This is a genomic window from Rhodococcus sp. HNM0569, from assembly GCF_012726205.1.
Lineage (GTDB): Bacteria > Actinomycetota > Actinomycetes > Mycobacteriales > Mycobacteriaceae > Rhodococcus_F.
The window spans coordinates 18,689-27,985 of record NZ_JAASAE010000026.1 but is presented as its reverse complement, the minus strand read 5'-3'; the positions used below and the strand labels follow the sequence as shown (position 1 = coordinate 27,985).

General features: G+C 68.4%; 11 protein-coding genes. 2 read left to right on the top strand and 9 right to left on the bottom strand.

Annotated features, from left to right (window positions below; genetic code table 11):
• Positions 1-81: 81 nt before the first annotated feature.
• Positions 82-1,548: an alanine--tRNA ligase-related protein gene (locus HCA44_RS20290; RefSeq protein WP_240945690.1), complete on the bottom strand. Its 1,467-nt coding sequence runs from the start codon at positions 1,546-1,548 to the stop codon at positions 82-84.
• Between the two features lie 167 nt (positions 1,549-1,715).
• Between HCA44_RS20290 and HCA44_RS20285 the strand changes: the two genes are divergently transcribed.
• Complete coding sequence (locus HCA44_RS20285; protein WP_169651141.1) at positions 1,716-3,200, top strand: MFS transporter; 1,485 nt, start codon at positions 1,716-1,718, stop codon at positions 3,198-3,200.
• A 97-nt stretch (positions 3,201-3,297) separates the two neighbouring features.
• On the top strand, positions 3,298-4,098 hold the full coding sequence (locus HCA44_RS20280) for a VOC family protein (RefSeq protein ID WP_169651140.1): 801 nt from the start codon (positions 3,298-3,300) through the stop codon (positions 4,096-4,098).
• A gap of 3 nt (positions 4,099-4,101) precedes the next feature.
• Here the strand turns inward: HCA44_RS20280 and HCA44_RS20275 are convergent, their stop codons facing one another.
• The 8 genes from HCA44_RS20275 to HCA44_RS20240 form a co-directional block, all read right to left on the bottom strand.
• The gene (locus tag HCA44_RS20275; RefSeq protein WP_169651139.1) at positions 4,102-4,494 is read right to left on the bottom strand and encodes a DUF302 domain-containing protein; all 393 of its coding nucleotides are present in this window, start codon (positions 4,492-4,494) and stop codon (positions 4,102-4,104) included.
• The gene (locus HCA44_RS20270; RefSeq protein ID WP_169651138.1) at positions 4,491-4,769 is read right to left on the bottom strand and encodes a DUF2892 domain-containing protein; all 279 of its coding nucleotides are present in this window, start codon (positions 4,767-4,769) and stop codon (positions 4,491-4,493) included. The genes HCA44_RS20275 and HCA44_RS20270 overlap by 4 nt, the downstream gene beginning before the upstream one ends.
• Before the next feature lie 53 nt (positions 4,770-4,822).
• Complete coding sequence (locus HCA44_RS20265; protein ID WP_169651137.1) at positions 4,823-5,092, bottom strand: metal-sensitive transcriptional regulator; 270 nt, start codon at positions 5,090-5,092, stop codon at positions 4,823-4,825.
• A 107-nt stretch (positions 5,093-5,199) separates the two neighbouring features.
• The gene (locus tag HCA44_RS20260) at positions 5,200-7,272 is read right to left on the bottom strand and encodes an MMPL family transporter (RefSeq protein ID WP_240945691.1); all 2,073 of its coding nucleotides are present in this window, start codon (positions 7,270-7,272) and stop codon (positions 5,200-5,202) included.
• Positions 7,273-7,499: 227 nt separating this feature from the next.
• Complete coding sequence (locus HCA44_RS20255; protein WP_169651135.1) at positions 7,500-7,646, bottom strand: hypothetical protein; 147 nt, start codon at positions 7,644-7,646, stop codon at positions 7,500-7,502.
• A gap of 11 nt (positions 7,647-7,657) precedes the next feature.
• A complete protein-coding gene (locus tag HCA44_RS20250; RefSeq protein WP_169651134.1) occupies positions 7,658-7,954 on the bottom strand; it encodes an ANTAR domain-containing protein in 297 nt (98 codons plus the stop codon).
• Between the two features lie 183 nt (positions 7,955-8,137).
• Positions 8,138-8,884 carry an RES domain-containing protein gene (locus tag HCA44_RS20245; protein WP_169651133.1) on the bottom strand — a complete coding sequence of 249 codons (747 nt, stop codon included), beginning with the start codon at positions 8,882-8,884 and terminating at the stop codon, positions 8,138-8,140.
• Entirely contained in the window at positions 8,881-9,273 is a 393-nt protein-coding gene (locus HCA44_RS20240; protein WP_169651132.1) for a hypothetical protein, read from the bottom strand. The genes HCA44_RS20245 and HCA44_RS20240 overlap by 4 nt, the downstream gene beginning before the upstream one ends.
• Positions 9,274-9,297: the final 24 nt, after the last annotated feature.

Here is a 9,297-nt window from a genome sequence, read left to right as displayed (position 1 = left end):
CATCTGGGTAGACATCTCGTGTCTCACATCAACCCAGACTCAACAGCGTGCAGGGACTCGCAAAGTGCTCACAAGGGGTGGTTACTTCTTCGCCGCCGCCGCCCGTGAGCGGGCCCGCTGTTCGGCCATATCGGCGTCGAACTCGCCGCGCCAACCCGGTGCGACCGTGACGTCGTGCCGGCCGGCCTCCTCGAGACTCAGCTCGACGGGGAAGCCGTAGGTGTCGTGCAGCGTGAACAGCTCGTGTCCGGTGAGCGTGCCGCCGCGCTGCGCGAGCGTGTGCAGGACGCCGATGCCGCGAGTGAGGGTGCGGCGGAAGCTGCGCTCCTCCTTCACGAGTGCCGCGATCGCGTCGTCGCGACGGGCGGCCACCACGGGATAGCTGTCGTGGTACACGTCCGCGACGACCGGCACGAGTTCTTCCAGGAAGGCGTCGGTGAGCCCGAGCTCGTAGGCGTACCGGATCGCACGCCGCACGAGCCTGCGCATCACGTATCCCTGTTCCTTGTTGCTCGGCCGAACACCTTCGACGGCAAGAAATGTCGCGCCACGCAGGTGATCGGCGATCACGCGCAGTGCGTGCGTCTCGCCCGTGCTGTAGGCGCTGCCCGACAGCTCTTCGAGCTTCGCGACCACGGGGCGCAGCAGCGACACCTCGAACACGTCCGGCGTGTCCAGTGCGGCGGCGGCGATGCGTTCGAGCCCGCCGCCGTAGTCGACATTGCGGCGGGGCAGCGGCGCGAATCCCGCGGGCTCGCCGTCCGGTCCCGCAACCCGGCGGAACTCGGTGAACACACTGTTGCCCAGTTCGATGAACCGTCCGCAGTCGCAGTTGTGGTGGCAGTGCGCGCCGTAGGCCGGGTCGTGCGCCACTTCGGGATACAGGTAGAACACCTCGGTGTCGGGCCCGCCCGGTTCGCCGACCGGCATCGCCTCAGCGCTGCCCATGCGGCACCACCAGTTCTTCGCGCCGTAGAAGGCGATGCGCGCGCCGCCCGTGCCGAGTTCGGCTCCGCGCGCGGCGGTACCGAGGTCGACGCGCTCCGCGTCGAGGCCCGCAGCGTCGAACAAACCTGTCCAGATGTCGGCGGACTCGGTGTCCTTCGGGATGCCGAATTCCGGATTGCCGGAATAGCAGCTGACGTAGATGCGCGCGGGATCGAGGCCGACGACGTCGGTGAGGAACTCCCAGAACCACGGGATCTGTTCGCTTTTGAAGTAGTCGCCGAGGCTCCAGTTGCCGAGCATCTCGAAGAACGTGGTGTGCCGGTTGTCGCCCACCTCGTCGATGTCCTGTGCGCGCAGGCACGGCTGGCTGTCGGTGAGCCGCGTGCCGTCGGGGTGCGGCTCGCCGAGCAGGTTCGGCACGAGTTGCTGCATGCCCGAGCCGTTGAACAGCGTCGTCGGGTCGTCGCGCGGGACCAGTGGCGCCCACGGAATGACGTGATGGCCCCGGGCGACGAAGAAGTCGAGATAGGCGCGGCGGATGTCGTCGGCGGTCATCGCTCCCGCGGACGTGCCGCCGCTCACGGACGGGTCGGGGCTCATGCCCCTCGACCCTAGGAGCCCGGTGCCGCTCGCGCGTCCGATTTTCCCGGGTTCCGTACGGACCACCGTTTCTGCTGGTCACGGCACGTGGGTCCGAGTAGCGTGATGCAGGTGCGTGTCCCGAGTAGCTGACTTCCCACCGCGTCGTCACAGGATCGAGGTGCCGCATGTCCGCCACCGCGACCGGGTCCGAACGCACCGGATCCGACCTCCCCGCCCATGCGTGGCTGATTCTCGCGACCGTCGGCATCGCGCAGCTCATGGTGGTGCTCGACGCGACGATCGTGAACATCGCGCTGCCGTCGGCGCAGCGTGAGGTGGGCTTCGGCGACAACGAACGGCAGTGGATCGTCACCGCGTACTCGCTCGCCTTCGGTGGCCTGCTGCTCGTCGGCGGCCGCATCAACGACCACCTGGGCCGCAAACGCACCTTCGTCACCGGCCTCGCGGGCTTCGCGCTCGCGTCCGCGGTCGGTGGGCTCGCGCCCACTTTCGGCATCCTCGTCGCGGCCCGCGCGGCGCAAGGTGTGTTCGGCGCGCTACTGGCCCCGGCCGCGCTGTCGATCCTCACCGTCACGTTCGCCGGCTCGAATGCTCGCGCGAAGGCGTTCGGTGTGTTCGGTGCCATCGCGGGTGCGGGCGGCGCGATCGGTCTGCTGCTCGGCGGCGTGCTCACCGAATACCTCGACTGGCGGTGGTGCCTGTACGTCAACTGCATCTTCGCGGCCGTCGCGGCCGCGTCGGCGATGGTGTTGATGCGCAACTCGAAGCCCGCCGACGCGGACCCCGTGGATTGGCTCGGTGGTGTCCTCGTGTCGGTGGGCCTGTTCGCGGTGGTCTACGGGTTCGCGAGCGCCGAGCGCGTCGGGTGGAGTGCGTTCGTGACGATCGGGTGCCTCGTCGGAGGCCTCGTGCTGCTCGTCGCATTCGCCGTCGTCGAAGTGCGGACGCGCTATCCGCTGTTGCCCCCGCGGGTCGTGCTCGACCGGGGCCGGGGCGGCTCGGTGCTGTCGATGCTCGTCGCGGCGGTCGGCATGTTCGGCGTGTTCCTGTTCCTCACCTACTACATGCAGGTCACCCTCGGCTTCTCCGCCGTGCGCACGGGCCTCGCGTTCCTGCCGATGCCGGTGACGATCGCGTTCTTCGCGACGATCGTGATGCCGCGCGTCGTCACCCGGATCGGGCCGCGATTCCTCGTCGCGCCCGGGATGCTTCTCGCGTCCGGTGCGATGGCCTGGTTGACGACGCTCGAGGCGCACACCGCGTACTTCTCGGGGATCCTGCCGAAGCTCGTCCTGCTCGGCGCGGGCATCGGCATGATCTTCTCCGGCGTCATGACCAATGCGACACTCGGTGTCGACCCGCACGATGCGGGTGTCGCGTCGGCGACCCTGAACACGGCGCAGCAGGTGGGTGGTTCGATCGGAGTGTCGCTGCTCAGCACCGTCTCGGCGACCGCCGCCGCGAACTACACCGCGGCGCACGCCGCCGACGCCGCGAATCCCGTGACGCGTCCGGACTTCGTGCTCGGTGCGCAGCTCGCGAGCTATCACGCGCCGTTCTGGTACTGCGCCGCCATATTTCTCGTCGGCGCGCTCGTGTGCGGCGCGATCCTGCGGCCGACGCCGTCACCGGCCGGCGCGGCGCATTGAGGCGGACGGCGATATCGCGATGAGTTTTCGGGGAGGAGGCGGTCGATACGGATAGCAGAGAGCCGAGGACAAACCGACACGGACGAGAGGTCAGGACATGAGCGAGTATTCGGCACCGGTGGGTGCGCCGGTGTGGTTCGACCTGATGAGCAGGGATCCCGCACGCGCCGTCGACTTCTACGGCGCGATCTTCGGATGGGACGTCGAGACGCCGCCGATCGAAGAGATGGGCGGCTACCAGAACTTCACGCGCGGCGGAAAACGCGTCGCGGGGCTGATGCCGACCATGGAGGGCGCGGAAGGGCCGTCCGACGTGTGGTCGGTGTATCTGCGCACCGACGATCCGGCCGCCACGGTCACGGCCGTCGAGGACGCGGGCGGCACCGTCATGGTTCCGCCGATGGACGTCGGTGAGGAAGGCACGATGATGGTCGCCGTGGATACGGCGGGTGCGGTCATCGGTTTCTGGAAAGCGAATCAGCACAAGGGCTTCGGCGCGTGGGGTGAGCACGGCACACCGTACTGGTTCGAAAGTCACAGCAAGGACTACGAGAAGTCGCGCGAGTTCTACGAGAAGGTGATCGGCGCGCGCTTCGAGGAAGTAGGCACGGGTGGCGACCCGGACGCGATCGGCCCGGACCGTTACGGACAAGTATTCGTCGGCGAGAACGCATACTCGGGCATCATGGATGCCGCGAGCCTGCACCCTCCGGAGATCCCGTCGTTCTGGCAGGTCTACGTGATGGTCGACGACGTGGCCGCTACCGTGAAACAGGTGGAGCAGCTGGGCGGTTCGGTGCTGATGGGCGGCGAGGACACCCCGTGGGGCACGCTCGCCGCCGTGGCCGACCCGATGGGCGCCCAGTTCAGCCTGGGACACCCGCCTGCGGGTATGTGACCGCTAGCCGAGGGCGTCGATCGCGGCGCGCAGCTTCTCGGCTGCCTCCGCCGCGACCGGCACGAGCTCGTCGTTGCCGGTGACGGTCACCATCACGTCGGGGTTCATCGCCTCGACCACGACGCCTGCGCCGTCGCGGTTTTCGCGTACCACCACATTGCACGGAAGCAGCAGGCCGATCTGCCGGTCGGCCTCGACCGCGCGATGTGCGAGCGGCGGATTGCATGCGCCGAGGATGACGTACCGTTCCATCTCGACACCGATCTTGGCGTCGAGTGTCGCGGCCATGTCGATCTCGGTCAGCACGCCGAAGCCCTGCTGCTTCAAGGCTTCCCGGGTGCGTTCGAGCGCGTCGTCGAAGCCGTCGTCGAGGCGCGTGGACAGCGCGAGGGTCATGGCGTCCTTCCTTCCGCAGCGGGTGTTCGGTGTTCTCGGTTCGTGTCGGCGAGACGGGTGACGCCGAGCTTCTGCAACAGCAGCGACATCGGGCACCAGCCGACCGCCGCGTACATCACGAGGTTCCCGCCCGCGAAGGCCGTGAGGCCACGCCACCTGGGCGACAGCCCGCGGCCGAGCGCGAGGCTGCCGAGCACGACGGAGCCGCCGAGGAGCGGCACGACGCGTTCGATGGTCCAGCCGTCGTGGCGGGGGAGGCGGGTGCGTGCGGTCATCGGTGTCAGCTCCGTACGGTGTCGATTGTGGTGGCGGGTTTCGGGGACCGGGTTCAGGCCAGGGCGAGGAACAGCTTCTCGAGCTGCTCGACGGTCATCGGGTCGGTGGACTCCTTCGACTCGTCGGTGAGGCATTCGCGCAGGCCGGTGGCGACGATCTTGAAGCCGGCGCGGTCGAGCGCGCTGGACACGGCGGCGAGCTGCGTCACGACGTCCTTGCAGTCGCGGCCCTCTTCGATCATCGTGATGACGCCACCCAGCTGGCCCTGTGCGCGGCGGAGCCGGTTGAGCACCTGAGCGATCGCTTCTTCGTTGCCGACCATGGTGGTTCCCTTTCGTGAAGTGCGTGACTCCATCATACCCCAGCGGGTATGGGTGAGCGGGTGTCGTCGCCCACCCATACCCGCTGGTCAGGCTCGCGAATCGCGGGTCATCCGTGCGAGAAGCTGATATTCGGCAGCACCTTGCGCAGCCAACTCGGCGACCACCACGCGGCGCGGCCGGTCAGCCGGAGCACGACGGGCAGCAGCACGAGACGCACCAGCAGCGCGTCGAGCAGCACCGCGACACCGAGGATGATGCCCATCTCCTTCGGCGGCAGCGGCTCGGACAGCGCGAACGTGAAGAACACCGCCACCATCACCGCCGCGGCGGCCGCGATCACCCGGCCCGAGTGGGCGAGGCCGTCGACGTGCGCGATCTTGGGGTCGCCGGACTTCTCGTAGTGCTCCTTGGCCGTAGACAGCAGGAACACCGTGTAGTCCATCGCGATCGCAAAGATCATGGCGAAGAAGAACACCGGCCCCCAGCCGTCGAGGAAGCCCTGCGGTTCGAAGCCGAGCAGTCCCGCGCCGTGGCCGTCCTGGAAGATCAGCTTCGCCACGCCGAACGCCGCGCCCGTCGACAACAGGCTCACCACCGTGCCGATCAGGGCGATCAGCGGTGCCTGCAGCGCGACCAGCAACAGGACGAAGCCGAGCACGAGGATCACCCCGATCACGAGCGGCAGGTAGTCGTTCAGTGCCTGTTGCAGGTCGAGATTCTCGGCGGGCGCGCCGCCGACCAGTGCCGACTCGGGTAGCTCGGAACGCAGGTCACCCAGGATCGACGCCATCGCGGGATCTGACGGGTCGACGTCCGGCACGGCCTGCAGCATCGTGTACCCGGACCCGTCCTGAGCGGGCATCGGCGGCGTCACCATCGCGACACCGTCCACCGACGCGGCGGCGTCGGCGGTGGCCTGCGCGTCGCCGGAGTCGGCGACGATCTGCAGCATGCCGGGCGCGCCCTCGCCCATCTGCTGCTGCACCAGTTCGTAGCCCTGGCGCACCGGCGCGTCCTCGGGCACCACCGAGATCGACGGCATCGCGACCTTCAGTCCGAACACCGGGATCGACAGGCCGACGAGCACGATGAGCGCGCCGATCGCGAACGGCCACGGATGCTTGTGCATCAGTTCGCCCCATGCCGCGAACTTCGGCGAGCGATGCTGCTGACGCTTCGCGTACGGCAGGGCCGCCGCGTTGACCTTGCGGCCCAGCTTGCCGAGCACCGCGGGCAACAGCGTCAGCGTCGCCGCGAGCACGAACACGACCGCGAGCATGATGCCGACCGCCATCGTGCGGACCGCAGGAGCGGGCACCAGCAGCACGGCGGACAGGCTCACCAGCACCGTGAGCCCGGACAGCACGACAGCCTTGCCCGCGGTGTCCATCGTCTCGGCGACGGCCGCGCGCGGTGTCGGCGCCTTCGCGAGTGCGTCACGGAATCGCGACACGAGGAACAGCGCGTAGTCGATGCCGAGCGCGAGCGCGAACATCATCGCGAAGTTCATGGCCCACACCGAGATCGGCGTGATCTCGTTGAGCAGCACGAGTCCGCCCGCGGACGCGACGAGACCGGCGAGGGTCAGCAGCAGCGGCAGGCCCGCCGCGACGAGCGAGCCGAACGCGAGCACCATGATGCCCAGCGTCACGGGCCACGACATCATCTCGGCCTTGATCATCGCGTCGTGGTTGGCCTTGTTGAAGTCGCTCCACAGCGCCGACGCACCCGTCGGGTACACCTCGACGTCGTCGGTCGCGAGACCGGTGAGCTGCTCCTTGACGTCGTCGACAGCGGTCACCATGTCGTCGGTGCTCGCTGCGGCACCCGCGATGAGAATGCCGGTGTGGCCGTCGGGGCTGATCGACATGCCGGGCTGCGGCGGCACGATGTCGCCGAACCGCTCGTCGCCCGACAGGACGTCGGTGGTGGCCGTCAGCACCTGTTGCACCTGCGGATCGGTGACCGGGAGTGTGTCGGAGTGCACGACCACCTGGACGGCCGACGACGCGTTGCCGCCGAAATGCTGCTCCGCGAGTTCGCGGACCTGCACCGATTCGGACCCGTTCGCCTGCCAGCCGGCGCCTGCGAGTGAACTGAACACCGACGGCGCGGCCGCGCCGAGGGCGACGACCACGATCAGCCACGCGCCGAACACCCACTTCGCGTGGGAAGCCATCGCGTCGCCCCAGCGTGCGAGGGGGCCGCCTCGTATGCCCGAGGTGTGGTGCGCGTCGGTCGTCGTGTCGACACCCGCTTGCTGCATCGCCTTGCTCCTGTGTGACGAGAGTGATCCCGGTATGCCCCGGGGGGTATATTTCGAGCCGTGCTCGGCCCCGACGGAAGGCGGGGGATACCTCGAATATACCCCAGGGGGTAATTAACGCAAGGTGGATGCGCGGGGTGTCACGTGGCCGAGCGCGACTTCTTGGTTGCGGACGGGCGACGCGACGTCCGATCGCCGTCGCTGCGGGACGTGCCGACGACGTCGTCCCACCATTCGGCGAGCGGGCTCGGATCGGGCCAGACGACGGGATCGTCCTGCGGTGTCATGCACGCTCCGTTCAACGCGTCACGAGCGGGCGCTCGTGTTGCTGCGTATCGAGTAGTTCGGTCGCGGCCTGCCCGGCGTTTCGGTCGGGCGGTTCGCGGTCGCTCACCACGGCGAGCACGCCGCGCGCGAGAGCCATCAGCGACACGTGGCGACGGCGCGACACACCTGCCATCTCGGCGAACGCGCGTCGCCGGTCGAGATGTCGCGTGGCCATCACCGCGCCGGTCGCAGTGTCGATCAGGCTGCGGCCCGTGTACTGCGTGTCGGCATAGTCTCGGGACTGTTCGGGCGGTGGGGTGTCGAGCATCGTTCGGTCGTCCTCACGGTCGGGCCGGGTCGCAGGTGGCCTGGCGTGCGGGTGGCGTGCTGTAGGCGAGCGCGACCACGCGCGCTGCCGTATCGAGGGACTACCCGCAGGCAGGCGGGACGACACATCCCGCGGGACGCTGGCGATGGGCGCGGAGTTCGCCTCCAGTGGTCGACCGTGTGATCAGTCGTCGGCCCAGATCAGGTTGTGCAGGCGCATCGCTTCGATCAGGTCGGGATCGTGCCGTTCTACCGGTCCGTAGTCCAGGACCACCACGTTCTTGCTGATCGGTCCGTCGCCCGGGCGCTCGTACAGCGCCCAGAGCACGAGGCCGTCGCCGTGACGGGATTCGAACTGGATGCCGGCGACCGGCTCACCGTCTGGATCGGTGAGGGTGTTGGTCCACCGGGAGATCGCCTGTGTGAGTGCGCGCGGTCGGCCGTCTCGGATCGCGGCAGTGTCGAGGTCGAAAAGTCCGTGCCGGATCGCTTTGTGTCTGAAGGTGATCCGCAGGGTGGCCACCGACTCGGCGGCACCGGGTACTACGAACCATCCACTGATGGCACCGCTGCCGGTGACCCGGTTCGACATCCACGACCGTGGGATTCGGCCCGGCGCGATGGTGGGGTACGCGCCATCGTCGTCGGCGGCGATCTCGTCGAGCGCGGCGCTCAGTTCCTCGCTCTTACGGGCGTAGGCGAGGACCTCGAGATAGCAGGACAGTCGGGTCGCACCGACGTACAAGGTGCGCCACACCCCGCCAGGGTCATCCCAGCGGCCGGTGAAGCGCCCGTCGGTGGCGAACTCCCACGGTGTCCACTCCCATGAGTTCGGTGGGTAGCCGACGCGATAGGCGGCAGCGCCCCGGAGGTAGACGCAGCAGACATCGCCGCGTGGCGTCGGGATCAGTGCCTGGCTGGGTGCGTTCATCCGACCGCCGCGAACTGACGAGCCGCGGCGAGAACCTCGGGTCCGACATTGGGAAGGTCGCCCTCGCGGAGTAGCAGCGCAGGCGGACGGTCGTCGAGGATCGGGTTCAGGCCTTGAAACCAGACCTGGGCTACGGCAGGTGTGTCGCGTTCTGCGATCAGTCGGGCGGCGCGGTAGGCAATGCGGAGGCGCTCGACGTCCGTCTCGTTGTTGATGGTGCGGGTGCCTTCCGCCCATTGGCGGACAGCCCTGGTTTCCTTGACCTTCCCGAGATACGCGACCAGCTTTGCCCCGAGCAGGTCCCGAAGTGCTGTGACCAGCTCCGGTTGGGTCATGCGGGCGGCGTCGTTGTAGGCGGCGAGGTCGGGTCGTGGGTGCGCTGCGGTCATTGCGATCCACCTCCTGATCACAGG